This is a genomic window from Acinetobacter sp. WC-743 (assembly GCF_000335555.1).
GTDB lineage: Bacteria > Pseudomonadota > Gammaproteobacteria > Pseudomonadales > Moraxellaceae > Acinetobacter > Acinetobacter bereziniae.
This window is the reverse complement of sequence record NZ_AMFQ01000151.1, coordinates 42,745-69,676: the sequence shown is the minus strand read 5'-3', so window position 1 is coordinate 69,676 and position 26,932 is coordinate 42,745. Positions and strand designations below refer to the sequence as shown.

Here is a 26,932-nt window from a genome sequence, read left to right as displayed (position 1 = left end):
GGCATATTTTTTGCTTTATTGTTGCGCTAATTGAGTTGATTGTCCCTATTTTGGAGCGAAATGATTTAGTTGGTGTGCGATTTTAAGTCATGATTGGTGCTTTATTTCAGTGCGAAAGCTGTAAAACAATTTTGCAATTAAAGTAAAAAACGGACTGGTATTCGATTTAGACTAAGTGTTTACTTGGTATACGAAAATACTTAAAAATCGTAATTGAGTGTTTGAATGTTTTTCGCCCTCATGGGCCTATGTAGAAAGAAGGGTACGCTATGCACATGCCATCGCCTAATACTGTAGCTCCCGCTCAAGGTTTATACCAACCGGATGAGTTTAAAGATAACTGTGGTTTCGGCTTGATTGCCCATATGCAGGGTGATGCGAGTCATGATTTAGTCAAGACCGCGATTCATAGTCTAAGTTGTATGACACACCGAGGTGGTATTGCCGCAGATGGTAAGACCGGTGATGGTTGTGGTTTACTCTTGGCTATGCCGAAAGCATTTTTTCGTGAAGAAGCAAAGAAAATTAGTGACATTACACTGAGTGAAGTATTTGCAGTCGGTACAGTATTCTTAAACTTAGATCCTGCTCTTGCAGCGCATGCGAAAAAGATTCTCACTAAAGAAATTGAGGATGAAGGTTGTCGTGTGATTGGCTGGCGTGTTATTCCCACAAATAATGATGCATTGGGTTCAATTGCAATGCAGTCTTTGCCTGCGTTCGAACAAATTTTTGTCAACTGCCCAATGGGCGTAACTGAGGTTGAGTTTAACCGTAAGTTACTTATGGCACGTCGTCGTGCTGAACAACAGCTGACTGCTGACCCGTATTTCTATGTCACTACATTGTGCTCTACTGTAATCAGCTATAAAGGTTTGATGATGCCTGCATATATTGCAGAATTCTACACAGATCTTGCTGATGAACGTTTGGATTCACATATCGTTGTTTTCCATCAACGTTTCTCTACCAATACTTTGCCTCGTTGGCCATTGGCACAGCCTTTCCGTTATTTGGCACATAATGGTGAAATCAATACCATTACAGCAAACCGTAACTGGGCTGTAGCACGTACACCAAAGTTCGAAAATCCTTTATTGCCAGGGATCACAGAGCTTAATCCGATTGTAAATCGGACAGGCTCAGATTCGTCAAGTATGGACAACATGCTTGAGCTTCTTGTTGGCGGTGGTATGGACTTATTCCGTGCATTGCGCATGTTGGTACCACCTGCTTGGCAAAACGTTGAAACTTTAGATGCGGATTTACGTGCATTTTATGAGTTCAACTCAAAGCATATGGAAGCATGGGATGGCCCTGCAGGTCTAGTGATTCAAGATGGTCGCCATGCGATTTGTATGCTTGACCGTAATGGATTACGTCCTGCGCGTTGGGTGATCACTAAAAATGGCTATATTACATTGGCATCAGAAATTGGTGTATGGGGCTATGAACCTGAAGATGTGGTATCCAAAGGTCGTGTAGGTCCGGGGCAAATTCTTGTGATTGATACATTCACAGGCAAAATGCTGGATACTAAAGATGTCAGTAATCATCTGAAAAAAATGCGTCCATATCGTGAATGGTTACGTGAAAACTCAGTTCGTGTGCAAGGTAGCCCAGAACTTGAAGAATATTTATGCGATCAAGGCTTAAAAGGCGATGACCTAAAAGCAGCGCAAAAAATGTTTATGGTGACCTTTGAAGAGCGTGACCAACTATTACGTCCAATTGCGGAAAGCGGTCAGGAAGCTGTGGGTTCTATGGGAGATGACACTCCTATGGCTGTGTTGTCACGTCAGGTTCGCCATGTCACGGATTACTTCCGTCAGCAATTTGCCCAAGTCACCAATCCACCTATTGACCCACTGCGTGAATCTATCGTGATGTCGTTAGAAACATGTATGGGGCGTGAGCAAAATGTATTTGAACAAGGTCCTGAACATGCAGATCGCTTGATTATTTCAAGCCCTGTCTTGTCAAACTCTAAAATGCATCAGATTCGTACCTTGGGTCGTAAAGGTTATGAAATTGCAGATATTGATTTGAACTATCCTGAAACGGAAGGTCTTGAAGCTGCGATCAGCAGAATCTGTGAAGAATCTGCACAGGCGATTCGTGATGGCAAAACTTTATTGGTAATTTCAGACAAGAAAATCCGTCAGGGTTATCTGCCTGCCAATTCTGCTATGGTAACAGGTGCAATCCATCATTTCCTGATTAATGCAGGTTTGCGTACCGATGCCAACATTATTGTTGAAACTGCTTTAGCACGCGATCCACATCAATTTGCGGTGATCTTAGGTTTCGGTGCTACGGCGATCTACCCATATCTTGCATATGATGTAATCAATGACTTGATTGCAAAAGGTGAGTTATTGGGCGATCCAATCCATGCACAGGCAAATTTCCGTAAAGGCATTGAGAAAGGCTTACTCAAAGTTTTGTCTAAGATGGGAATTTCTACAGTTGCATCTTACCGTGGTGGTCAGCTGTTTGAAGCCGTTGGTTTGTCTGATGAAGTCGTGAATAAGTGTTTCACGGGTGTACCAAGCCGTATTAAAGGTGCAACATTCACTGATCTTGAAAATGATCAGAAAAAATTAGCGGAAACAGCTTGGAAATCGCGTAAACCGATTGACCAAGGTGGCTTACTCAAATTTGTATTTGATAAGGAATATCACGCATTCAATCCAGACGTAATCAATGCTTTGCATAAAGCAGTACGTTCTGGAAACTATGCTGACTTTAAAGAATATGCTGAGTTAGTGAATACACGTCCAATTGCTACAATTCGTGACTTATTAAAACTGAAAACTGAGCATTCTATTCCTTTAGAAGCCGTCGAGTCAGTTGAAGAAATTTTGCCACGTTTTGACTCAGCAGGTATGTCTTTAGGTGCTTTATCTCCTGAAGCGCATGAAGCGATTGCAATTGCAATGAACACTATTGGCGGTCGTTCAAACTCTGGTGAGGGCGGTGAAGACCCTGCACGTTATGGCACGATCCGTAACTCTAAAATTAAGCAGATTGCTTCTGGTCGTTTTGGTGTAACACCTGCATATTTAACATCGGCTGAAGTTTTACAGATTAAAGTAGCCCAAGGTGCGAAACCGGGCGAAGGTGGTCAGTTACCTGGTGGTAAAGTGAATGGTCTAATTGCCCGTTTACGTTACTCTGTGCCTGGTGTGACCTTGATTTCTCCACCACCACATCATGATATTTATTCAATCGAAGATTTATCACAATTGATTTTTGACTTAAAACAAGTCAACCCTCAAGCGATGGTTTCGGTGAAACTGGTTTCAGAGCCTGGCGTAGGTACGATTGCTGCTGGTGTGGCTAAGGCATACGCTGACTTCATTACTATTTCGGGCTATGACGGTGGTACAGCTGCTTCGCCATTATCTTCAATTCATCATGCAGGTTCACCATGGGAATTGGGTCTTTCTGAAGCGCATCAAGCACTTCGTGTCAATGATTTACGTGGCAAAGTTCGTGTACAAACAGATGGCGGTTTGAAAACGGGTCTTGATGTTGTAAAAGCAGCAATTTTAGGTGCGGAAAGCTTCGGTTTTGGTTCAACACCAATGATCGCTTTAGGTTGTAAATACCTGCGTATTTGTCACTTGAACAACTGTGCAACAGGTGTTGCAACGCAACAAGATCATTTACGTCAAGAGCATTATATTGGCGAGCCAGAAATGCTGATTAATTTCTTCCACTTTATTGCGGAAGAAACTCGTGAATGGTTGGCAGCACTCGGTGTAGCATCATTAAAAGACTTGATTGGTCGTACTGATCTGTTGGAAATGTTGCCAGGTGAAACAGAAAAACATGCGCACTTAGACCTGAGTGCATTGTTAGAATCTCATCCATCTGCGGAAGGGAAAGCACAATATTGCCAAGTGCAAGGCAACGAGCCGTTTGATAAAGGTATCCTTGCTGAGAAAATGGTGGCTGAAATGTTACCTGCAATTGAAGCAAGTACTGGTGGTGCGTTCCATTTCACTGTGGGTAACTGTGACCGTTCGATTGGTGCGCGTTTGTCTGGTGAAATCGCAAAACGTTATGGTAACTTGGGTATGGAAGCACACCCAGTTAAAGTGAATTTAACCGGTACAGCAGGACAATCATTGGGTGTTTGGAATGCGGGTGGTTTGCATATTAGCCTTGAAGGTGATGCAAACGATTATGTTGGTAAAGGTATGGCAGGTGGTCGAGTTTCGATCTTCCCACCAAAAGGTTCACCATTCCAAACCCAAGAAACAGCAATTATTGGTAATACATGTTTGTATGGTGCGACAGGTGGTAAATTATTTGCAGCAGGTACAGCAGGTGAGCGTTTCGCTGTACGTAACTCTGGCGCATTTGCTGTTATCGAAGGCGCTGGCGACCATTGCTGTGAATATATGACTGGCGGTATCGTGACTGTGCTCGGCAAAGTTGGTCACAACTTTGGCGCAGGTATGACTGGTGGTTTTGCTTATGTACTTGACTTGGACAATGACTTCGTTGATTACTACAACCACGAATTAATTGAGTTAAACCGTATTTCTACAGAAGCGATGGAAGAACATCAAGAATTCTTACTTCGCATCTTAGATGAACATATTGCTGAAACAGGTAGTGCTTGGGCGTACAAGATCCGCAACGAGTTTGATTTCTATAGCCGTAAATTCTGGCTAGTGAAACCAAAAGCTGCTAATTTGCAAACGCTTTTGAAGACAACTCAAGCAGATCCACAATAATTCCACTACTCATATTTTAGGTAGGTGTGGATAACTTTACAGATATACACAAGTGAAAAAGTTATCCACGCTCACCCACGGAGAGAGACATGGCAGAGCGCCTAAATAATGACTTTCAATTTCTGGATGTAGCACGCCAAGATCCAGAGAAAAAAGATATTAATGTCCGCAAAGCAGAGTTTGTGGAAATTTATAAACCTTTTACAGCGGAAGTGGCAGCAAACCAAACCCACCGTTGTTTAGGCTGTGGTAACCCGTATTGTGAATGGAAATGTCCTGTACATAACTATATTCCAAACTGGTTAAAGCTGATTGCAGAAGGGCGTATTTTCCAAGCTGCAGAGCTTTGCCATCAAACCAATACATTGCCTGAAGTCTGTGGTCGTGTTTGCCCACAAGATCGTTTATGTGAGGGTGCTTGTACCTTAAACGATGGTTTTGGTGCTGTAACCATTGGTAATGCGGAAAAATATATCAACGATACTGCCTTTGCTTTAGGCTGGCGTCCAGATATGTCCTCAGTAAAATGGACCGACAAAAAAGTTGCAATTATTGGTGCAGGTCCAGCCGGTTTAGGTTGTGCAGATATTTTGGTACGTAATGGGGTAAAACCTGTTGTTTTTGATAAACGTCCTGAAATCGGTGGTCTACTTACATTTGGTATTCCAGAATTCAAAATGGAAAAGGATGTAATGAAACGCCGCCGTGAGATCTTCACTGGTATGGGCGTTGAATTCCGCTTGAATACTGAAATTGGTACAGACATCACCATTGACCAATTACTTGCAGACTATGACGCTGTATTCATGGGTATGGGAACATATACCTACATGAAAGGCGGCTTTGCAGGTGAAGATTTTGATGGCGTTTATGATGCGCTGGATTTCTTGATCGCCAATGTAAATCGTACACAAGGCTGGGAAAAAGATCCATCTGAATACATCAGCGTTCAGGGCAAAAAAGTCATCGTTCTTGGCGGTGGTGATACTGCGATGGACTGTAACCGTACTTCAATCCGTCAAGGTGCTGAAACGGTCACTTGTGCTTACCGTCGTGATGAAGAAAACATGCCAGGTTCTCGCCGTGAAGTGAAGAATGCGCGTGAGGAAGGTGTGGAATTCCAATTCAATCGTCAACCGATTGAAATCGTAGGCGAAAATGGTAAAGTGACAGGTGTTAAATTTGTAACGACTCAACTCAGCCAGCCAGATAGCCGTGGTCGTCGTAGCCCTGAACCGATTCCGGGTTCTGAAGAAGTTTTACCAGCAGATGCTGTATTGCTTGCTTTTGGTTTCCGTACTTCTCCAGCGGATTGGTTTGCAGGCGCAAACATAGATTTAGATGGTTCTGGTCGAGTACTTGCTGCTGAAAAGCAAGAATTTAAATTCCAAACCTCTAACCCAAAAATCTTTGCAGGTGGTGATATGGTTCGTGGTTCTGACTTGGTTGTGACCGCAATCTGGGAAGGTCGTGAAGCAGCGGAAGGTATTTTGGATTACCTTGATGTTTGATTTTTAAACGCTCAACATTCAAAGACCCATTTCCAAAGCCTGCGTCATCGCAGGCTTTGTTTTTGTCGGAACTTTGTAGGTTTTAGTGACAAAATATAAATCATTATAAAAGCTTTATTTTTATCCTAATTTATTGATTTTTAAATTTTTATCCCATATTTCAAAAAGGTTTTTATCAATGTTTATCTGGCTTTTTTGACATAGTGAGCATTTTTGCTACTTGATGAATGATTCTGCAATATACAAATATTGAGATTGTGCCAATATAGGTTAAATTCAGACAAATGTAGGATTAGCTCGATGTCAACAGTTCAAGTGACGGCAGAAAAATCATATCTAAATCGTCCTAAAGCTATTGGTATTAAAGTCCGTAAACCAAGCTTTAACCCTAAAGCCATTCGTAGACATTTTTTTGCGAATTCACCCGTGATGTCACACTTACTCACGGCATTATCTTCGACTTTTCCAATTGGTGAGCAATTCTTTGTGCATAGTGTCCGCAATGTGCGTGACAAAATTACAGATGAAAAATTACAGGCACAAATCGCTGCATTCATTGGGCAAGAAGCGATGCATTCCAAAGCACATACAGAATTCAATGATGCATGGCGTCGTGATGATTATAACCTCGATAGTTTTCAAGCATGGTTAGCGCGCCGCGATGCATTTATAAAAAGTGTACATCCAAAATTACAGCTTGCAGTCACCGCTGCTTTTGAACACTTTACTGCCTTGTTGGGAGGCTATATTTTGCGACATCCTGAAGTTTTAAGTACATTGGATGATGATGCGGTCAAACTTTGGGTATGGCATGCCATTGAGGAAATCGAGCATCGTTCAGTGGCTTTTGATGTATATCAGGCGATTTATAAGGATGATCGTACTCGTCGTACAGTCATGCGCAATGTGACCACGGGTTTTGCAAGTTTAACGTTCTATTCTGCAACACGTTTGTTTATGCAAGACTGGAAAAAAAGTTTGCCGAAAGTACCACAAAATATTTTTGGAATTTATATGATTTCTAAGATGCTGATTTCATTGATTCCAGAATATTTGTCTTATTACAAATCTGATTTTCATCCAGATGAAATTGATTATTCAAAGATTGTTGCTTATTGGAAGGAAAAGTTGGCGGATGATTATGGAATGGAAAGTTTCCAAGAAGAAGTTCATCCACCGCTGTATAGTTAAGGATTGATTCGCACTTGAAAAGCCAATGATTTATATTGGCTTTTTTTATTTTTCATTGAGACGTTGATGGATACTTTCTAAAGTATCCACCATTGTACGGGTCATTTGGTCGATTTCATAATTGAGTTTTCCACCGATTTGGACATGTTTAAAGGTGGTCAATCTTAAGGTTTCTGGAATTAAATCCACGGATATTTCATTACTTTGTCGATCAACTCGATTGACTGTTAGACTACAACCTTGCAGCCCAATAAAACCTTTTTTAAAGAAGTATTTGATATTTTCATCAGGGATGACAAGATCAATATGTACAGTCTCACCTGTATGGATAACATCTTTAATGGTTGCCATACCTTCAATATGTCCATAAAGATTGTGTCCACCATTTTCCATTCCAGCTTTAATCGACCTTTCGATATTGACTTGATCGCCAATGTTTAAAAATTGTAGTGTGGTCAGCGATGTGGTGAGTGCTGAGACATCAAATGACACCGTATGTAACACGGTATCATAACCTGTTGCGGTTAAGCATGTTCCATCAATTGCAACACTTGCTCCAATAAATATATCGTCGAAAAAGTGATTTTCATTGGAAATATAAAGGGTTGTAAAGTGATCACTATGTCGGATATTGACCACTTTTTCTAAGCCTTGAACAATGCCAGTATACATACTCAATCTCATTTATTAAGCTGATTTTATTGTACATGTTTCACTGCATTGGCATAGCGTTGAATTTTAAATTTATGTGGAATGGTGTTCTAATTTCTTATTTTAGAAGGCTTAGTATTGCCTTGTTAATATTAAGTCAATTATCTTGAAATGTGACTTCATTTACTGAGAGTTCTTGTGTTAAGGCGCGGTATGAGGCAGTGTTAAAACTGAATCTTTAACACTGCTTTTAAGCTCAAGGTGGATTAAATATCATCCTTAAATTGTTTGATGATTTTCTGACGTTGCCAAGGTAAAGGGCGATTGATTGCTTCAGGAACATCGCCAGAGGTAGAACGGAGTCGTAAATGGATTGCGGCTTGCGCAATTAAGTTTGCAGATACAGGTGCTGTAATAAAAGCCAATAAGGTAATGAGCAGTTCTGCAAAACCTAAGCGACTATTGAATGCGGCATAAATCATACCTGCAAGTAAAAAGCTACCTAAACCTAAAGTACTGGATTTTGTGGGTGCATGAAGTCGCATAAATAAGTCAGGCAGTTTGACCATCCCGATACCACCCACCAAAGTAAAAAATGCACCAATGATGAGGAAGAATGAAACGATAATTTCCATGATGAGTTGCATATTATTTTCCATGATCGCCCTCCTTAATCAATGACATGACCCGTTGTAAAATAACGAGCCAGCGCTGCAGTTGAAACAAAACCAAGCATGGCAACCAAAAGTGCGCCTTCAAACATTGATGTGCTAGCCCAGTAAATCCCCAAAATAACGATTAAGCAGGTCGCATTTAAAAACAAGGTATCTAGTGCCAATAAGCGATCTACAATCGAAGGTCCCATCACCAAACGGATTAAACACAGCAACATAGAGAGCGTGACAGCAACGAGGCAGATGCCTAACGCATAAGGCAGGATACTCATGAGCGTTCTCCTTGTTGAAGGTCAAATATCTCGATTAACGGGACTTCATAGCGTGCTTTAATCGCTTGGATTTCAGCATCCACATCATCACAACTTAAGGCATGAACCAAAATGTCACCACGCTCTTGATCTATCCCCGCACTGACAGTTCCGGGGGTCGTGGTAATAATCATTGCCAACAGGGTATTGACGTGTTCATGATCAGTGTCTAAAGGAATCCGAAACCACTTCGGTTGGAGATTTTTTGTGGGTCCCAAAACCTGTTTTGCGACTTTAATATTACTGATGATAATGTCCCATAGCACTACAAAGAATAATTGAATTGCACTTTTCCAATGAATATTCGGGGTGCAAACAATAAAGGGTTGGATCAATTTGGGAATAATCAAGCCTAGAGCGATTGCAACCACAATGTCAAAACTTTCAGCGCTATGATTCAGCATCAGCCAACTCATTGCCACAATCACCGATACAAAGGGATGTGGCACTATACGGGTCAATAATGATTGATTTTGCATTTATTGCTCCATTGGCTTCAGTTGATTATTTTCCGTATGCTGCTGTTCCTGTCCTTTGATTTGACGTTGCTTATACTCGGAGATATGTTCACCTTGTAGCGTATCTGGGCTAATAATATAAGGAATATAACGCGCGTTTGGATCGACCATTTCACCATTGTATTTGGTTTCAGGAACATAGTTTGGATCGAACGGTTGGACACTAATGGTTTGTCCTTGTTCATCAGTTTTTAAAATACCATGTTGATACAAAGAGGCATCAGTAATTTGTACTGCTGTTTTTTCAACATAATTTAAAATCGGTGCGGCACAGACGACATAGGTAATTAAACCTGCCAATAGCAGATAAATCGTTTTATCGTTGCGTGGCGGTGCTTGATTTGGCAAAGCTTGATAAGCAGCATAAGCCTCTTCTTTAGGATTATTTTCAGGTGCAGTTGCACGCCAAAACAGAATGAATCCGACGCGGGTAAAAGCAATAATACTCAATAGGCTGACGATTAAAATCACCGCAATAATCCAGCCTTGCGCTGCCATATTTGCAGTGGCTTGCAAAATCAAAACCTTGCCTAAAAAGCCACTAAATGGTGGTAAGCCAGCCATCATCAATGCAATCACAAAGAATGTCATTGCCAATACTTTGTCTTGCTTCATTTTAGGCGCAACTTTGAGATGATCTTTCATTGCACCACGTTGTGAAGTAATCCAGCCACACACTAAGTAGAACGATGCTGCAATCACAGTACTATGCACAAGGTAATATAAACCTGCCGACCATGCTTGTGTATTCAGCATTGCAATAGCAACTAAGATTGTGCCAATCGAAGACAGTATCATAAAGCCGACGAAACGACGCAAACGCTCTGCAGCCAGCGCTCCAATGACCCCATAAAGTGAAGTCAACAAACCAATCGGCAGTAACCATGTTTGAAGAAAATGCGCAGCTAAAGCATCATTAAATACTGTGCCATTAACGCGTAAAATCGCATACACACCGACTTTGGTCATAATCGTAAAAATGGCAGCAACAGGTGTTGTTGCGACAGCATAAGTTTTTGGTAGCCAAAAACCGACAGGTAACATGGCTGCCTTAATTCCAAAGACCACGAACAGCAGTAAACCACCCGCTACGGCAAGTCGATGTTGATCGTTGTCTAAAGTCGGTAACAATCGTCCTACATCTGCCATATTTAAACTGCCCACACTGCCATAAATCATCCCTAATCCAATCAAGAACAGGGCAGAAGCAAGTAAGTTAATCGTGACGTAATGTATACCAAGTTGAAAACGTGCTTTGCCTTGACCATGTAATAGCAATACATAAGATGCCATTAACAATATTTCAAAGAACACGAAGAGGTTGAATAAATCGCCTGTTAAAAATGCACCACTTAATCCCATCAGCAATAGATGGAACATCGCATGGAAGTAGCGACCACGCTCATCCCATTCCTTACTGGCAAACCATAAAATTGGGGTTGCAAGCGCGTAGGTAAGCACCAACATTAATGCGGATAAACGATCAAGCACCAAGACAATACCAAATGGTGCGGACCATTCAGCCAATTGATAAACAAATATTTTTCCAGTATTGGCTTGAAGCAGATAAGCAATAGCTGTCGCAAGTCCGAGAACAATAGAAACTAAACTCAGACCACGACGCCAAGGCTGCCGCCAATCATGTTTTAAAGCCCCAGAACCAGGATTGCCCAGTAAAATGAGTAAGAAACCAGTAAATGCTGGAATCAACACACTCATAATCGGAGAGTGAGCATACCAAAAATCTAAAAAGCTGCTCATTACGGCTCATCCTCGCGTGGGTCAAAACTACTTGGTTCCTCTTTTGCATCGACATGGTCAGTACCCGATTCATATCGGCTACGCAATGCCAATTGCACAATAAAAGCTGTGGTCGCAAAGCCAATCACAATTGCTGTGAGTACCAACGCTTGTGGTAAAGGATCAGTGACTTTTGTTGCCTGAATGAGAATGGCAGGTGAGCTGATTTGTATTCTTCCCATTGCGAATAGAAAAATATTCACGGCATAGCCAATCATTGCCAATCCAAGTACAACAGGAAAGGTACGAGCTCGAAGAATAAGGTAAATACCAGAGGCAACCAATAATCCAATCGCAGATGCAATTAAAAATTCTAAACTGATCATGCATTACTCCTTGGGTACTGGACCAGACATACTGGAATGTCTAGAGTCGCCTAAAACAGAAATGAGTAACATTGTTGCACCAACCACAGTGCCATATACACCAAGATCGAATGCGGCTGCAGAAGCAAGGTGGAATGTACCAAATAGGCTTGATTCAACATAGACATGTGCGCTGGTGAGGAAAGGACGAGCCCATAACCATGAAGCAATGCCTGACAGCCCTGCAATCAATAATCCTAATCCAATCCAGACTTCATAAAGTCGACCAGATTTTGCTCGCAGCATTTTCTCCGCTTGGTCTTGTCCGAGTGCAATGTATTGAATCACCAGTGCCATTGAGGTAATTAACCCCGCAATAAAGCCACCCCCTGGATAATTATGTCCACGTAGAAAAATATACAAACTGACCACCAATGCAACAGGAAGTACCCATGAAGCGGTCATACGGAACATTAAAGGCGAAGGGTTAAAACGATAGCTTAATCCTTTTGTCATGGTTGTACCGTGTGTACGCATCCCATCCATCATGCAGAGTGCACCAATCGCTGCGATACCTAATACGGCAATTTCTCCAAAGGTATCGAAACCACGGAAATCGACCAAAATGACATTGACGATATTTGAACCACCACCCAATGGAAGCGACTGTTGTACAAAGAACCATGAAATTGAATTGTGATCACGTGTCATGATCAACCATGCGATCCAACCGATTCCAATACCTCCACCAATGGCAAGCACAGCATCACGCCAACGACGTGTACGGCTTGATTCATAAGGTGTCAATTGAGGAAGAAGGGACAAACTCATCAACAACAGTACGGTGGTGACCACATCTACAGTAATTTGTGTCAGTGCAAGATCAGGTGCTGAGAGTGTCACAAAAATCATGGTGACGACCAGACCAATTGCACCACTAATTAAAACTGCCTTGATCCGTTCATGATGGAACCACAACATCATCCAACATGCAGAGAACAGCAACAACCAAAGGACGATTGCTGTGAATGGTGCATGTGTCAGTTCCCGTGTTCCTGTAGTGAGGTTTTGATTGAGTAGCGGGGCAGCAACTAAAGCAATACTTAAGGCTAGAATCAGCAACAAATAATTTTGTAATGAACCTGTTTCAGTATTTTTCTTTACTTTGCGGGATAGCGATAACAGATTTTTCAGGAAGTCTTCAAATAATAATTTCCCTTGTAAACGCCCTAAACTTGGGTCAAGGTCAATTTCACGAATTCGTCCACCTTTGGCTAAAGCAAAGTAGAAAATCACACCACCGATGAGGGCAATCGCACTCATCAGTAAAGGCAGATTAAAACCATGCCAAATGGCTAAATGAACACCTTCAAAGTTTGACAACTGTGTAGAGGCACGTGTTCCTGCATTGACGATATTTTCCACCAAAAGTGCAGGAAGAATACCGACAAGAATACATAACGTTGCCAAGATAATTGCCGGTAAGCGCATGCCAAGCGGAGGTTCATGCGCATTTTTGTTGGGCACATCACGTCCTACATCACCATCAAAAAATACACCATGTACAAGACGTACCGAATAGGCTACTGCAAAGAGACCTGCCAATGTTGCAACGATTGCAGCTAAAACAACATAGCCACCAGATAAGTTCGCCAGTAATTCTGTAAAGAACATTTCTTTAGAAATAAAACCATTGGTGAGTGGTACACCTGCCATACTGGCAGCAGTAATCATGGTCAATGTTGCAGTAAAAGGAAGCAGTTGCCACAGTCCACTGAGCTTTCTTAAGTCACGTGTACCTGATTCATGATCAATGATGCCTGCAATCATGAACAAAGCAGCTTTAAACGTTGCATGGTTAATAATATGGAAAATTGCAGCTGCAACAGCTAATGGTGAGCCAATACCCAATAGGCACATGATCAGACCTAAATGACTAATCGTTGAGTAGGCCAGTAACCCTTTTAAATCTTCTTTAAAAATGGCAAAAAATGCTGCCATACATAAGGTAAATAATCCAATAGTGGTCACGAGATTATGAAACAACGCTGAACCCACAAAAATTGGAAGCAAGCGAGCAACAAGGAAAATCCCTGCTTTGACCATAGTTGCTGAATGTAAATACGCCGATACAGGCGTTGGGGCTGCCATTGCATTTGGAAGCCAAAAGTGAAACGGAAATTGTGCACTTTTGGTAAATGCACCCAATAAAATCAATAATAAGGCAGGAACAAATAAACCACTATTTTGAATTGTTGTTGTCATTGTGGTGAGTTGGTCAATTTGATAGGTTCCTGCAATATGACCAATTAAAATAAAACCACCCAGCATGGCTAAGCCACCCATCCCGGTGATGGTCATTGCCATACGTGCGCCACGTTGCGCTGCTTCGTAATTACTCCAATAACCCACAAGCAAGAATGATGAAATACTGGTCAGCTCCCAGAACACCAATAATATGATGAGGTTGTTTGATAGAGAAATACCCAGCATCGCTGCCATGAATAGCATCAATAATGAATAAAGTTTGCTGAGAGAGTTTTTAGGATTTAAATAATAGTAAGCATAGATATAAATCAGGGTGCCAATACCCGTGATCAGCAAAGAAAAAATTAAACTTAATGCATCTAAACGAAAGCTAAAATCAATCCCAATTTGGGGTAACCATTGCCATTGTTCTAAAATGGCATTGCCGCTCAATACTGTTTTTGCCTGAGTCAGTAGCAGTACGAAACTGCTTAAACTGACCCCGATTGCCCCTAAAGCTGTTACCCCTCGAGAGAATTGCTTCAGCCACAGGACAAGGGTAGTGCCAAGTATTAACGGTAATAGAATAATAATCGGAAGCACACGCGTATCCATTATCGTGAATAGGTCGTGAAACCTATGTGAATCTTATCTTTCAAGGATTTGAGGAATGCAAGGAACAGTCCAATAACTTAAATCTTGAAAGCCGAGTTAAATTAATGAGTAAAAATCAGTTGTGTTGCGCAACATGAGAAAACGATTAGAAAATCAATTAAGATTGAAAAATCTAATTTGAATTGATTTTTTCATAGTATTACATGCGCAGAATAACATCAATTTATTTTGTCAGTTTTTGCGCAAACATTTGTAATTATACGCTTATGATCGCATTTGGCTGTCTAATCTTTAAGCCATGCGTCACAATCTATAGGTTTTATCGTCCTTGCTAAAAAATCAGTTAAAAGTAAAGAACGTCATGATTTGAGAATGATGAAAAAAATAGAGATTGAAAATTTCTCAACATTCATTCATGTCTGTAAGTTAACGCTCAGATCAAACCCAGTTTAGAGCAATGATTTATGTGAAGACTGATCATCACCTGATTGGATTAAACGTTTCAATTCGGCTTGCTGTTGTTCATTGAGTTGTTGAAATTGTTGAAACAATTGTTGAGCATTTAGGCTCTGCATACTGGGTTCAAGTAAAGGTTGTTCGGTATCTTTGGGAATTTCTTTTAATAAATTTTCATAGATGTGTTGATATTCATCCCATACATCATTGCTTTTAATTTCATGAAGTTGTTTGTTTTCAAGCTTAAAGCACTGATATTCATCCGCTTGCTCTAACAAGGCTTCATGACTTGCGGTTGCAATAATTTGGAGGCGTGGAAATGCCATATTTAAGCGATCCAGAATGAACTGTAATCCGAGTTGATCTAAGTCAACATCAATTTGATCGATCAGCAAGATTCCTTCGCCTTCTTCACATGGATAAAGGCTCAGTGGGTTAAGTAAACACAGTCGACGTACAATATCACCCACCAACGCCAGCCAATTTTTAACGGTATTGGATAATTGCTGATAACTAAAATTCTGGTCTTTATAGGTGACCATAAGTTGTAGTTTTGGTTGGTACTCAAGATAGATATCGGTGATATCCGGAATAATCGTATTTAGGCTCTTTTTTAATGCCTGTAAGCTAGGCGCGTGTAACTGTGAATGCGCTTGAAATAAAAGATGTTGAAAGTCTTGATCAGAGTGATCAGCAGGCTGTTTTTTTTCTAAAATATTTTGAAATAATTGTGCGAGTTGAGCATTTTCAATATCGCTCATTTCCCTGAACCATTCAAAAAAACGTGCAAATGTGGTGTAAGGAATTGGCACCAGTTCATAGGCGTTATGTGCCTGTAAAACGATTGGATTGTTTTTATTGAGAATATTAACTTCATTGACAAAACGTTCAGCAGGGTAATACGCAAGCATGGGTAATCCTTGTACGGGATCATTTTTAATGACTTGGTTATAACGTTCGACCAACTGTTCGAGTTGCTGTAAATCAACTTTGCTAATGCCTATCCCTGCGCTATTTATAGTTTTATAAAGTTGCCAACGACAGCTTTGAGGATCATTTTCAGTCGTTGCACTACTTTCTGCCAATTGTCCCATTTCGGCTGGAAAGTGGATATTCACATCGATTTTAGATTGAACACGATCTTGCATAATATCCTGATCAAGCATCACGATCCCAGGTGTTCTTAAATCTTTCAGGCGAGCGGGAAACCAGCTCAGCGCTTGATAAATATTCTTAATAATGGCGGTTTTACCGCTGGCTTGATCGCCTACAATGAGCGTAGTCGATTTATTATTTTTATCATTAAAATTTATTTTTAAATCAGCAAAATGGTATGTATGCCGAAAATGAATTGATTCTAGTTTCATAAGATACCTGACATTTAACGGGCAGCGTGAAAATCTATGACGATTCATCTTTTGACTATATGATTTTACATCTTGATGAAAGGACCAAAACCTTATGCTGTCGCCTTATTTTTAAATGGAGTTTTTACTTTCAGTTGTTGAACCAGATCATAAATGTGATGAATATTTAAACTGACTTTTGCTCGGGTACAAGCGACATATAAAAGTCTCAGTTCTTCATCACTGATTTTATGTTCCAAACCGTTTATTTTAAATTGGTAATCATCTTCGATATGAACGCGATTCCACTCAAGTCCCTTGGCTTTATGTGCGGTAGAAATCACATAATCAGCTTGCTCTATTGGGGTAATTTTAGCAAGTGCTTTTTTGAGTGGATCTGTACCATGATCATCAACCAATTTAACTAAAGGCTTGATATCGCTGCCATCATTGGTTTCACAATATTCATGTACATCATGCCAAGAATTAAACCATGCCAATTCAGGAACATCGATCACACGTTTGCCTTGTTTTAATAAACTTGCTGCATCGACAAAACGGTTTAGTTTGGCATGATCGGCTTGTAAGCTGACTTTATCTCCCTGAACCAAGCCTGAAAGAAGTAATTCCATTGCACGCGCGTTAGTACGACATAAAATTGCATCACGCATTTTGGTATGTGGTTTATTGACCACAGCGGATTTCATTTCTGAATTCCCCAAGAGAGGAACCGTTTCGTCCAAGGCACCAAGCAGATGATTTGCGACATCTGCGATTGCATCACCAAAACGAAATGAAGTGGTTAAACGTGATTCAGGAAGTGGCATTTGTTGCATGGCATTAACGGCACCACGCCAAGCGTAAATTTGTTGATGTGCATCACCCACATATATAACTTGGGTGTTGCGTTGGCGCAACAGGATGCCCAGCATCAAGGGGTCAGCATCTTGTGCCTCATCAAATAGCACATAATCTGCGGGAATAAATGGATCTGACAGTGCCCAGAGTTTGAGATAAATATCATGACCAATCCCTGCTTGATGGTTTGGATCAATAGACTCTAACCAACGACGCTCTACGGCTTTATAGAGGTGGGTTTGTAAAGATTCAACATCATCAGGATGTAACCAGCTGGGTGCTTGTATATGACGTGGTGCAGGATATTGAGAACTTGTTGAGCAGAAATAACTGACTGCGTTGGCAACCAGACTGGCTAAACGGCTCGGCATCAACACATATTTTTCATAACGACCGCCCATCAAGCGTCTCAATGTAATCGGCTCAAGTCGATATTCTTTTGCAATAAAACTTGGACTTAGGCGAGGTAGACGTAATTTATCGGTTATTCCACGAGGCACACTACGAAATGCAAGTGAATGGAAGGTTCTGCAGTCTACATTTTGATGAAATTTATTTTGTGCTTCAGTTGCGATGGCTTTATTAAACGCCAAATACATCCCACGTCGATCAGTCATCGCATCGCTGATTAACTGTAAAGTCGTGGTTTTACCTGTGCCAGCATAGGCAATCACTTTAAAGGATTGTCCTTTTTTTGCTTCTGCAATTGCAAAACTTTGCTCGGAGGTTGGGCTAAAAGAATAAGGCACAGTCGTTATGAAATCTTATTGGGTTGAAATTCAGTATGCATTGAGTATAGCAAAGAATAATCCGGGCTAGGGTGAAATCTATTGTCTTGTTGTTCAATGAGGATGAACAGAAGAATGAAGATAGATATAAAAAAACTCAAAACAACAAACCTGATCATTTTTATCATCATACGAATTTTTATATATGTTTGTCTTTAAAATGACTTAAAAGTGAAACTAGATTGTCATAACTGATTCTTAAACTGGGCTCGGGAAAATTCTATAACATATTCGGATAAAGTTATGACAAATTCAGCCAACCAACACACACGCCGTGAAGTGCTTACATGGTTAGCCAGCATTCCGTTTCTTCCACTTGGGGCAATGGCAACTTCTGCTACTCTTGCAGGTTGTAATGATGATGACAAAGATACAGTTCAACCCATCAACCCAGCTAAATTAAAAACTGCAACATTTACACCAATGGATGCACCAACGTTGGCAAACCCAGCAGCGATGGCGACAACAACAGTTGCTTCTAGCCTAGCCGTAACATGGGATGACAATACTAAAACTGACTACAAACTTGCTTATAAAACCTTCTTCCAAACAGGTGATTTGGTCAGTGATGGAAAGGGTAGCAAAATCTTGGCAGGTGGCTATTATGATATTAACAATAAGCCAATCATGGATAACTCTACAGGTTCACCACGTCAATTCTTCTCAGATTGTCCAGATGGAACATCTTTGCTCACTGTTAAAGATGCCAAAATTGATGGTGTAAAAGGCAATCCGGTATTTGCTGTGGTGCAATTTGAATATACCACACGTGATTTGGCGGGTAATGACATGTATGGCAAGTTGCCATCGCCAATTGGGGTGATTTCACTTGACCAAGATCCTAAAACGGGTCATTTGTCTTTTGTGAAATATCACAATGTAGATATGTCAAAAGCGCATGGCTTATGGATTACTTGTGGTGCAAGTTTGTCACCATGGGGCACACATCTTTCAAGTGAAGAGTATGAGCCAGATGCATTTGGTCAAGGCTTAGGTACAGATATGACTACCATGAAAGCTTATAGTAAAAATGTCTATGGTGATGAAACCTCTGCAAAACCTTATAACTACGGTCACTTACCTGAAGTCACTGTAAATAAAGATGGTACAGGCACAGTGAAAAAACACTATTGCTTGGGTCGTATCTCACATGAGTTGATTCAAGTGATGCCTGATAATCGCACTGCATTGATGGGTGATGATTATACCAATGGCGGTTTGTTTATGTTCGTTGCGGATAAAGAGAAAGATTTATCTGCTGGAACATTATATGTGGCGAAGTATTTAAATGAGTTGAATGAAACCTCAACTGCACAAATCCAGTGGATTAACTTGGGTCATGCAACCAGTCAAGAAATTGAAGATTTGGTGAATGTTCAAAATATTCAACCAAGTCAAATCATGGAAAGCTTAGATAAAGATCCACAAGATGCAAGCTATACCAAGATCATTCTGCAAAAGAAAACAGTTTGGGTAAAAGTTAAACCAGGTATGGAAAAAGCAGCTGCATTCTTGGAAACGCATCGCTACGCAGCGTTGATGGGCGGTAGTATGGCGTTTACCAAAATGGAAGGAACAACAGTCAATGCTAAAGACAAAGTCGCTTATTCAGCCCTTGCTAATATTCAAGATTCAATGATTAAAGGCAATGCTGCTTGGTTAGAGTCACATAATGTAGCATTTGCGAAAAAGATTTCTGCTGGTGGTATTGTTGCACATGATATGGCAGGCTCTAAGAGTGATAAATCTGGAAAAGCTATTCAAAGTGACTGGGTACCCTACCAATCACACATGCTTTTAATTGGAAAGGATATTGATGCTTCTGCTGACCCGTTAAATATCGGCAATACTTCTGATCCAAATACGATTGCAAGTGCGGATAACTTAAAATTCTCTGAAGCGTTACGTACATTATTCATCGGTGAAGACAGTGGTAATCATGTGAATAACTACTTATGGGCATATAATGTGGATACAAAGAAATTAGACCGCATTCTTTCATGCCCAGCAGGCGCAGAGTCCACAGGTTTGCATGCCGTAGACTCAATTAATGGCTGGACCTACATCATGAGCAACTTCCAGCATGCTGGAGACTGGGGCTCTTTGCACAGTAAAGTTCAAGCAACTTTAGATCCATTGATTCGTAGTAACTATAAAGATCGTTACGCGGCTGCAGTGGGTTATTTGACTGCTGATCCAATCGCGCCTTCTGTTGAGAAGAAATCTTCTTAATTTAAGATTTGAATAAAAAAGCAGCGAATATTCGCTGCTTTTTTATGACTCAATTTTATTGCAGCAAGATTGAAACACAGACATCAAAAACGCGCTTAAAATTGCGCGTTTTTCTGAATTAAAATGCCGATATTACATCTGCCAATTAATGCTCACGATTGGCTTTTTCAACTAAACCCGAAAGCCCTTGACGACGTGCAAGCTCGTTTAAGACCAGTTGTACATCCAAATCAAAATAACCCAGCATCACAATGGTATGGAACCATAGGTCTGCAACTTCATAGATTAAATCATTTTTATGATTTTCATTGGCTTCGGCTTTAAAGTCTTTTGCCGCAATGATGGTTTCAATGCTTTCTTCACCGATTTTTTCTAAGATTTTATTCAAACCTTTATGATAAAGCTTGGCAACATAAGATGATTCAGGATCAGTCGCTTTACGCTCAGCCATCATTTTGCCTAGATAACCTAAGACTTCAACTTGTTCAGCTTGAGCATTCGATGCATTCATCACAATTGTATGTGCATTCGCTGAAGTATTTTCACCATAAATTGCTTGTGGATCTTTGAGTTGTGCGTCAACAATTTCCCAGCCATGTGCTGTCAATTTGCGATAAAAACAAGACTCACGACCTGTATGGCAGGCAATACCACCATGCTGTTCGATTTGTAAAACAATGACGTCAGCATCACAGTCTAAACGAATTTCATAAACAGTTTGGAAATGCCCTGATTCCTCGCCTTTGAACCACAATTTATTGCGTGAGCGTGAGAAGTACACACCACGCATTTTTTCAGCGGTCAGTTGCAGTGCTTCACGGTTCATCCATGCCACCATCAAAATACGCCCAGTTTGATGATGTTGTGCAATAGCAGGAATAAGTCCTTGTTCGTTAAATTTTACTTCATCGAGCCATTGCAGATTGTTCATAGGATTTCACCAGATTAATCAATATAAGATAATTACTTTAAACGCACGTGATAGATAGCGTAGCGCTTGTATAGTGTACGTTATTTCCAACATTTTAGGAAAATATTGATCATGGATTTCGTTGAGATCAAAAATCTTGCTCGCACATTTAAAGCCGAAGATGAAGGCATTGATTCAGCAAGTATTTAAATTAAAACAGCAGGGTGTGGGTTTATTGGGGCTCATTCATTTTGTGCAGATGAATCAACGATTGCCATTAAGCGAAGCAAAAACAAAGACTCTCAATTTTAGCTTTTGGCGAGCAGAAGAACGATTGGGCGTCGAAGAAAGTTATCAGACCATAATGTACGATTTTAAAGGGCATAGTTTTAACGAGCGTGGTTTTAATGAGCATAATTTCATCGAGCACAATTTTATCAAACAAGATGAGTTACAGCACTATCGCACTGTTTTGTATTACAGTGAGCATCATTTTTTTCGGTTCAGTGACGAGTGTGCAATGTCTTGATACTTCATTTGACTGAACATACCTGATTTTAAACCTGTCACGGTGATTGCCATCTCCTTTCGAAAATAGGGTATTCGATACATCCATGAAAAACTAATATCTCGCAAAGTACCTGCCCACCATAGATCAGATTGATAAAGAGGGGTAAGCAAGCGACTTAAAAATTGATAAAAATCAGTCGAGCTTTTCCGATGCTGATGGTAATTTTGCCAAAGCTTTACATGATCAATAGTTTGATTGTCTTTTGCATGCCGAACAGCTTGACCTAAAGCCCACGCATCTAACAACGCCATATTTGCACCTTGACCCAGTTGTGGGCTCATTGCATGTGCAGCATCACCTATAATTCCAATACGCCCTTCACCAAATTTGGAGAGCACCACATCACGATAATTGGCTGAAAGCCATTGTTGTTTTTCCTCTGGATTGGCGATGACCTGCTCTAACCAATCTGCTGCAGGCTTCCAACGTTGAGAAATTTCTTTGAGCCATTCGGAACGCGCGTGCTGATCGGGTAAAAAACCTCCTAGTTGGTTGCTGGGAAGGCTCCAAAAAATACTAGAAAGTCGTTGTTGTGGTTGGTTTGGAATAGCACCTGTGGGTAGAATGCCCATCATTATTTTAGCGCGGTCATAAAATTGATGCAGGATCTGCGTATCCAGTGTTAAACATTCAGGCACTATGGTCCATTTGGCTCCCCATGGGTAAGCTTGATCAACTTTAACCCATTGACGAGGTCTCAGCTGACTTCGTGCACCATTGGCAATAATCACATGATCAAATACGTCTTCAAAATATTCTTGATGTTGTGTACCGATGACTCGGATTTCATGTGAGGATTCATCAAGTCTTTCAATATCAGTATTCATGTGCCATGTGATCAATTCAGCATATTCATGACATTTTTTTTCTAATACATGGCATAAGGTCGCTCGATGGATTCCTAGACCATAAAAATCTGGGTGGGCTTGTACGTAATGACTGTCGACCAACTTAAATCCATTGGCGAGTTGACCTTCTAAACCTGTCACCAATGCACCCAGTTTCAAGGCATCTTCTAAAACTCCTAGATGCTCAAAAACAGCCAAACCAGAGGGTTGTAGTAATAAACCCGCACCAACAGGTTCAAGTGCATGCGCTTTTTCAAAAATGGTGACATGAATATGTTGTTGTGCAAGTAAAATTGCAGCGGCAAGCCCAGCTGTTCCTGCCCCAACGATGGCAAATTTTGGGGTGTTATTTTGATTCATTATTGGCATAAGCATTTTGAATGGTTTAAATTTAGCAAAAAAAATCAGTGATCAACACACTTTATTTTGTGCAACATCCTTGTTGTTTTGACTTTATATCAATCAATATTATTAACTGAATAAAAATGAAATAGTCTTTGCTTTTTTCATCAGCGAATTTTACCTAATGTCGCTATCACAGTTGACGGCATGGATGCCGCCGTCGGTCAAGGGCGATATGAGCAAAAACAAAGCACTGCTTTTTTTTTTGCAGCGCAAGATCCCTGTTAAACGCAAGATTTTTGTTATTTTTTCATCTCTGAAAAGTAAGGTATCGCTTACGCAAATCTATTTAAACTTTAGAGGAAAAGTGTGGCATTGCAAGCTTTATATCATCAAACAATATATCTATCGCCTTGATTTTATTTACTGTATGCGTTTTTAACAAATTGGCTATACTATGCGAGTTCTCTTGAATAGCATTAAATAAAAATCAGTGGCTATAAGTCCTGTATATGTTCAGCCCAGTTCTGCTTTTCGATCAATTCTAAAAACTCATCTCCCAGTCGCTGGCTTTCTGCGACGGATTGTTTCCACAGTGTGATCCGTTTTTGATCATCTAAACCTTTCATCACAAAGTCTTTACGGTCAGGTAAACGCCCTAGAGCTAATGATTCTAAATAGGCTTGAGAGGGCGAGATCAGTAATGTTCTCGCTTGGTTTTGAGGATTTGCAGTTCGAGATTTAAACATTTTATCAAACCAACCTGGAATAATTCGGTCGGTAAAATGTGGGTATAAAACAATGCCGTTACTTTCAAAAGGCAAGTCGATGTGATAGTCAATCAAACCACCATCACGATATGCACCTTGAGGTGCATTGGTGATATTTTTGACTGCTGGCGTAACTGCCGGAATTGAACCTGAAGCCATGAGCCAATCGGCAACATTGTCTTGGTCAAAATTTAGATAATGTGTTTTAAAAGCATCATCTTGAATTTTAAATTGTGGAAATTGTGCTGGCTGACAAATTACGCGTTGCATAAACTTACTGAGATGTTGTCTAGAAACAGCATTACTGCCGATAATGCCCAATAAAGAACCATAAAGTGCAAGCTTCTGATCACTTTGAAATAAATGTTCTGCTTTGGCTGAAATAATGGTGAGGTGATAATCAGGATGCTCGACCAGTTTTTGGGTTTGGTGGTCTAAAATACTGTACAACATCTCCCGAGATATTTTTTCAATCTCTGCGATCTTCATCTTTTTATGAAAAGGTAAATGGATATATAACTCAGCCAAGCGCTCAGGTCCGAGTTGTTCTCCTTGTGCCAAAATTCCTGCAAAACGCCATGCACCAACGGATGAACCGATGAGAAAGCGGCGTTGCTTGGCACGTTGTAGAAAATCACCAAAAATCGCTTGATCAAGACCCATCAGCCCAATGCCTTTTGGACCTCCTGCTGCGCCGGGGATCATATCCACGTGTTGTGACTGCAATCCTTCTTTTGCGATGAGTTGTTTGGCGAGTGAGCCTGCACGAAGGGTTAAAGCAAAAGGGCGTTTCTGTAAAATCTGAATCATTGCGACACTCACTCAAACGAATTTTTTCATTTTAAGTTGAGCGGCATTTTCAACAATGGCGAGAGGTGTCAGTAGATGACTTTGCAGTCACTCAAATAAAAAAGCCTATTCATTGAATAGGCTTACTCATATTATTTGGCAATCCGCCAAATGGCTAAGATACTGGTCAAAATAATTAAAATAATCGAAATATACCAAGGCGCAATGATGGCTATTGATAGCAAAATCGCCATGAGGCTGCCAAAAATCCAACTTCGTTTTTGTTGATGCTCGACTTCTAAGCGCATCATTTGCAATTCATGTAGTTGTTTGGCGTGCCAAGCAGATTGGTTTTTTAAACCATTTAAACTATCAACCATTAATGTTGGAAAATCCTGAGCACCTAAAAGTAAATCAGGAATTTTTTGCCCTAATTCTTTTAAGTTTTTCTGCGGATTCATTTGCGCTTTAACCCATTCAGTCAGAATAGGCTTCGCCAATTTCCAAATATCTAACTCAGGATATAAGTCCGTCCCTAAACCTTCAACATGTACCAAGGTTTTCAATAACAACATCAATTGGGGAGGGATTTCTAAATGAAAACGGCGAGCAATATCCATGACCTGAATTAAAATCCCGGCAAAGTCTAATTCATGCATCGGTTTGGACACCATCGGTCCAACAGTGCGACGCATTTCACGAGCCAGCGCATCTTGATCCGTGCCTGGTGGAATCCAACCCGCTTGATGCACAATTTGAATTAACTGCATAAAGTCGCTGTTCATGACCGCCAATAGCATGCGGGCAACAGTCATTTGGTCTTGCTTAGACAACTCGCCCATAATTGCACAATCCAGCGCGATATAGCGAGGATGACTTGGGTTTAAAGTCTCAACAAAGACATTTCCAGGGTGCATATCTGCATGGAAAAAATTATCTCGGAACACCTGAGTAAAAAAGATGGTTAAACCTTTTTCGGCAAGATCCTTACGATCCATACCCAAGCGTTCAAATGTTTCTATATCTGAAATCGGAACACCAGTGATGCGTTCAGCCACCATAACATCTTTGCTGTCCATATAGACTTCAGGCACGTACATCATGCTTGAGCCTGTGAAGTAATGGCGCATACGGCGAGTGTTGTCTGCTTCGAGTGTCAGATCGAGCTCATTTAAGATGACTTGACGATAATTTTGAATAATTTCAGATAAATGTACTGCCCGTGCCGCTTCAAGGCGTTTTTCCAAGCTTGCACCGAGCCATTGTAAAATCTCAAAGTCTTGTAAAATCTGACTGCGAATATCTGGACGAGTCACTTTTACCACGACTTCACGACCATCATGTAAAGCAGCCGTATGGACTTGTGCAATTGAAGCCGCAGCTAATGGCTGTTCATCAAAACATGCAAAAATGCTTGAAATATTGGCTTTCAGCGATTGCTCAATACGTGTCTTAGCCACATCCGAGCCAAATGGTTTTACCCGGTCTTGTAATAAAACCAATTGCTGCAATATTTCAGGTGGAATTAAATCCCGTCGAGTTGACAACAACTGTCCCAATTTAATTGCAAGCGGTCCCATTTCCTCTAAAGCTTCTTTGAGTTTAAGCGGATTTTTACGTTCTTTACTTGACCATGCAGCAGGGTGTAAGCGAATTAAAGACAATGCATGACGGGCTTTTTCAGGTAACTCTTCCGCAGGAACCAGTGTGTCGAGTCTATAGTGCGCTGCGATACGCCAAAGTTCGAATAAACGGGCAATGTGCGGAATCATAAATTAAATTACCTGATCTTGGTGGGAATTAAGTAAAGCTTGGAGTTGTTGGATTTTTGCTTCAATGCGATCAATATTTTGATTAAGCAGACGCGTATCGTGTTGCAGATCATCCATTTGCCAACGTGGAGCAAAAATGCCACTGTCTTCTTTTAAAAAATCTTCAGCAAAAAATAAATGGCTTTGTAAAGAGCGCTTTAGATGTTGAGGCGCAAATTGAATCTTTGCAATTTCATGGGCAAGTGCAGGACCAATCCATGGGCTTAATTGTGATGCTAAATCAGGTTCAGCCTGTTGGATAATCTTTTGAATATCCTGCAAAAGATGATAATCGCCCTGTAGAGGAATATTGCCAATCTCATCGGCAATAAATAACTTGACCAGTTCAACCACATTTTTAACGTGTAATGTCGCCGTCGCTTCTGAAATAGTACGGCTTTGATCAAAAGGACGCTGTTCAAAAACAGAAGGCGTTTCACTTTTGCCCGTTACGGTCGGTTCAAGACGAACTTTATGTTCATCAAAAAAAACATCGACAGAAAGCTGAGGCGCATCCATCACGACACGTAACAGTTTACCTTGTAACTGATTGAATTGAATGCGAGTAATCGCATCCAAATTAATCCCATGATTGATGAACCGTTCAACTGCACCGAGTGCCAGAATTGACCACATA

19 protein-coding genes are annotated in these 26,932 nt (G+C 40.7%); 5 read left to right on the top strand and 14 right to left on the bottom strand.

Going from position 1 to position 26,932, the window contains the following annotated elements; translation table 11 throughout:
• The first annotated feature begins 275 nt into the window (after positions 1–275).
• The 3 genes from gltB (at position 276) to ACINWC743_RS22880 (ending at position 7,453) form a co-directional block, all read left to right on the top strand.
• A complete protein-coding gene (gltB, locus tag ACINWC743_RS22890) occupies positions 276–4,751 on the top strand; it encodes a glutamate synthase large subunit (RefSeq protein WP_009587183.1) in 4,476 nt (1,491 codons plus the stop codon).
• Between the two features lie 89 nt (positions 4,752–4,840).
• Positions 4,841–6,262 (top strand): FAD-dependent oxidoreductase, encoded by a 1,422-nt coding sequence (locus ACINWC743_RS22885; protein WP_004825375.1) that lies wholly within the window; start codon positions 4,841–4,843, stop codon positions 6,260–6,262.
• Between the two features lie 300 nt (positions 6,263–6,562).
• Positions 6,563–7,453 (top strand): metal-dependent hydrolase, encoded by an 891-nt coding sequence (locus tag ACINWC743_RS22880; RefSeq protein WP_009587165.1) that lies wholly within the window; start codon positions 6,563–6,565, stop codon positions 7,451–7,453.
• Positions 7,454–7,498: 45 nt separating this feature from the next.
• Here ACINWC743_RS22880 and ACINWC743_RS22875 read toward each other — a convergent pair whose 3' ends face one another.
• From ACINWC743_RS22875 to ACINWC743_RS22835, 9 genes are all read right to left on the bottom strand, one after another.
• The gene (locus ACINWC743_RS22875) at positions 7,499–8,125 is read right to left on the bottom strand and encodes a riboflavin synthase (protein WP_004825370.1); all 627 of its coding nucleotides are present in this window, start codon (positions 8,123–8,125) and stop codon (positions 7,499–7,501) included.
• A gap of 245 nt (positions 8,126–8,370) precedes the next feature.
• Complete coding sequence (locus ACINWC743_RS22870) at positions 8,371–8,751, bottom strand: Na+/H+ antiporter subunit G (RefSeq protein WP_034707997.1); 381 nt, start codon at positions 8,749–8,751, stop codon at positions 8,371–8,373.
• Positions 8,752–8,774: 23 nt separating this feature from the next.
• A complete protein-coding gene (locus ACINWC743_RS22865) occupies positions 8,775–9,050 on the bottom strand; it encodes a monovalent cation/H+ antiporter subunit F (RefSeq protein ID WP_004825367.1) in 276 nt (91 codons plus the stop codon).
• Positions 9,047–9,568, bottom strand: coding sequence for a Na+/H+ antiporter subunit E (locus tag ACINWC743_RS22860; RefSeq protein WP_005034327.1), 522 nt, complete (start codon positions 9,566–9,568; stop codon positions 9,047–9,049). Before ACINWC743_RS22860 ends, ACINWC743_RS22865 begins: the two co-directional genes overlap by 4 nt.
• Positions 9,569–11,368 carry a monovalent cation/H+ antiporter subunit D gene (locus ACINWC743_RS22855; RefSeq protein WP_009587203.1) on the bottom strand — a complete coding sequence of 600 codons (1,800 nt, stop codon included), beginning with the start codon at positions 11,366–11,368 and terminating at the stop codon, positions 9,569–9,571.
• Positions 11,368–11,733 (bottom strand): Na+/H+ antiporter subunit C, encoded by a 366-nt coding sequence (locus tag ACINWC743_RS22850; RefSeq protein WP_004825361.1) that lies wholly within the window; start codon positions 11,731–11,733, stop codon positions 11,368–11,370. The genes ACINWC743_RS22855 and ACINWC743_RS22850 overlap by 1 nt, the downstream gene beginning before the upstream one ends.
• Positions 11,734–11,736: 3 nt before the next feature.
• Positions 11,737–14,574 (bottom strand): monovalent cation/H+ antiporter subunit A, encoded by a 2,838-nt coding sequence (locus ACINWC743_RS22845; protein ID WP_009587193.1) that lies wholly within the window; start codon positions 14,572–14,574, stop codon positions 11,737–11,739.
• Between the two features lie 449 nt (positions 14,575–15,023).
• Positions 15,024–16,397, bottom strand: coding sequence for an AAA family ATPase (locus ACINWC743_RS22840; RefSeq protein WP_009587207.1), 1,374 nt, complete (start codon positions 16,395–16,397; stop codon positions 15,024–15,026).
• Between the two features lie 92 nt (positions 16,398–16,489).
• On the bottom strand, positions 16,490–17,983 hold the full coding sequence (locus tag ACINWC743_RS22835; protein ID WP_009587184.1) for a UvrD-helicase domain-containing protein: 1,494 nt from the start codon (positions 17,981–17,983) through the stop codon (positions 16,490–16,492).
• A gap of 282 nt (positions 17,984–18,265) precedes the next feature.
• Here ACINWC743_RS22835 and ACINWC743_RS22830 point away from each other — a divergent pair, with 282 nt between their 5' ends.
• Complete coding sequence (locus tag ACINWC743_RS22830; RefSeq protein WP_005034316.1) at positions 18,266–20,254, top strand: PhoX family protein; 1,989 nt, start codon at positions 18,266–18,268, stop codon at positions 20,252–20,254.
• 145 nt (positions 20,255–20,399) lie between these two features.
• Here ACINWC743_RS22830 and hisIE read toward each other — a convergent pair whose 3' ends face one another.
• Entirely contained in the window at positions 20,400–21,185 is a 786-nt protein-coding gene (hisIE, locus tag ACINWC743_RS22825; RefSeq protein ID WP_009587200.1) for a bifunctional phosphoribosyl-AMP cyclohydrolase/phosphoribosyl-ATP diphosphatase HisIE, read from the bottom strand.
• Positions 21,186–21,321: 136 nt separating this feature from the next.
• Here hisIE and ACINWC743_RS22820 point away from each other — a divergent pair, with 136 nt between their 5' ends.
• Positions 21,322–21,693 (top strand): hypothetical protein, encoded by a 372-nt coding sequence (locus ACINWC743_RS22820; protein WP_228129123.1) that lies wholly within the window; start codon positions 21,322–21,324, stop codon positions 21,691–21,693.
• Here the strand turns inward: ACINWC743_RS22820 and ACINWC743_RS22815 are convergent.
• The 4 genes from ACINWC743_RS22815 to ACINWC743_RS22800 form a co-directional block, all read right to left on the bottom strand.
• A complete protein-coding gene (locus ACINWC743_RS22815) occupies positions 21,654–22,943 on the bottom strand; it encodes an FAD-dependent oxidoreductase (RefSeq protein ID WP_009587212.1) in 1,290 nt (429 codons plus the stop codon). The genes ACINWC743_RS22820 and ACINWC743_RS22815 overlap by 40 nt on opposite strands.
• A gap of 479 nt (positions 22,944–23,422) precedes the next feature.
• Positions 23,423–24,505, bottom strand: a complete 1,083-nt coding sequence (locus tag ACINWC743_RS22810) for a patatin-like phospholipase family protein (RefSeq protein ID WP_009587197.1) — start codon at positions 24,503–24,505, stop codon at positions 23,423–23,425.
• 131 nt (positions 24,506–24,636) lie between these two features.
• On the bottom strand, positions 24,637–26,256 hold the full coding sequence (locus tag ACINWC743_RS22805) for an ABC1 kinase family protein (protein ID WP_009587173.1): 1,620 nt from the start codon (positions 26,254–26,256) through the stop codon (positions 24,637–24,639).
• A gap of 3 nt (positions 26,257–26,259) precedes the next feature.
• On the bottom strand, positions 26,260–26,931 hold the full coding sequence (locus tag ACINWC743_RS22800) for a ubiquinone biosynthesis accessory factor UbiJ (protein ID WP_005034282.1): 672 nt from the start codon (positions 26,929–26,931) through the stop codon (positions 26,260–26,262).
• Position 26,932 lies beyond the last annotated feature (1 nt).

Bases quoted from the DNA above. Each gene is read 5' to 3' on its own strand.
- gltB (WP_009587183.1), top strand. From the start codon at position 276: ATGCCATCGCCTAATACTGTAGCTCCCGCTCAAGGTTTATACCAACCG.
- ACINWC743_RS22810 (WP_009587197.1), bottom strand. From the start codon at position 24,505: ATGATTCAGATTTTACAGAAACGCCCTTTTGCTTTAACCCTTCGTGCA.
- ACINWC743_RS22845 (WP_009587193.1), bottom strand. From the start codon at position 14,574: ATGGATACGCGTGTGCTTCCGATTATTATTCTATTACCGTTAATACTT.
- ACINWC743_RS22875 (WP_004825370.1), bottom strand. From the start codon at position 8,125: ATGTATACTGGCATTGTTCAAGGCTTAGAAAAAGTGGTCAATATCCGA.
- ACINWC743_RS22840 (WP_009587207.1), bottom strand. From the start codon at position 16,397: ATGAAACTAGAATCAATTCATTTTCGGCATACATACCATTTTGCTGAT.
- ACINWC743_RS22815 (WP_009587212.1), bottom strand. From the start codon at position 22,943: ATGAATCAAAATAACACCCCAAAATTTGCCATCGTTGGGGCAGGAACA.
- hisIE (WP_009587200.1), bottom strand. From the start codon at position 21,185: ATGAACAATCTGCAATGGCTCGATGAAGTAAAATTTAACGAACAAGGA.
- ACINWC743_RS22880 (WP_009587165.1), top strand. From the start codon at position 6,563: ATGTCAACAGTTCAAGTGACGGCAGAAAAATCATATCTAAATCGTCCT.
- ACINWC743_RS22870 (WP_034707997.1), bottom strand. From the start codon at position 8,751: ATGCAACTCATCATGGAAATTATCGTTTCATTCTTCCTCATCATTGGT.
- ACINWC743_RS22860 (WP_005034327.1), bottom strand. From the start codon at position 9,568: ATGCAAAATCAATCATTATTGACCCGTATAGTGCCACATCCCTTTGTA.
- ACINWC743_RS22865 (WP_004825367.1), bottom strand. From the start codon at position 9,050: ATGAGTATCCTGCCTTATGCGTTAGGCATCTGCCTCGTTGCTGTCACG.
- ACINWC743_RS22805 (WP_009587173.1), bottom strand. From the start codon at position 26,256: ATGATTCCGCACATTGCCCGTTTATTCGAACTTTGGCGTATCGCAGCG.
- ACINWC743_RS22850 (WP_004825361.1), bottom strand. From the start codon at position 11,733: ATGATCAGTTTAGAATTTTTAATTGCATCTGCGATTGGATTATTGGTT.
- ACINWC743_RS22855 (WP_009587203.1), bottom strand. From the start codon at position 11,368: ATGAGCAGCTTTTTAGATTTTTGGTATGCTCACTCTCCGATTATGAGT.
- ACINWC743_RS22830 (WP_005034316.1), top strand. From the start codon at position 18,266: ATGACAAATTCAGCCAACCAACACACACGCCGTGAAGTGCTTACATGG.
- ACINWC743_RS22885 (WP_004825375.1), top strand. From the start codon at position 4,841: ATGGCAGAGCGCCTAAATAATGACTTTCAATTTCTGGATGTAGCACGC.
- ACINWC743_RS22800 (WP_005034282.1), bottom strand. From the start codon at position 26,931: ATGTGGTCAATTCTGGCACTCGGTGCAGTTGAACGGTTCATCAATCAT.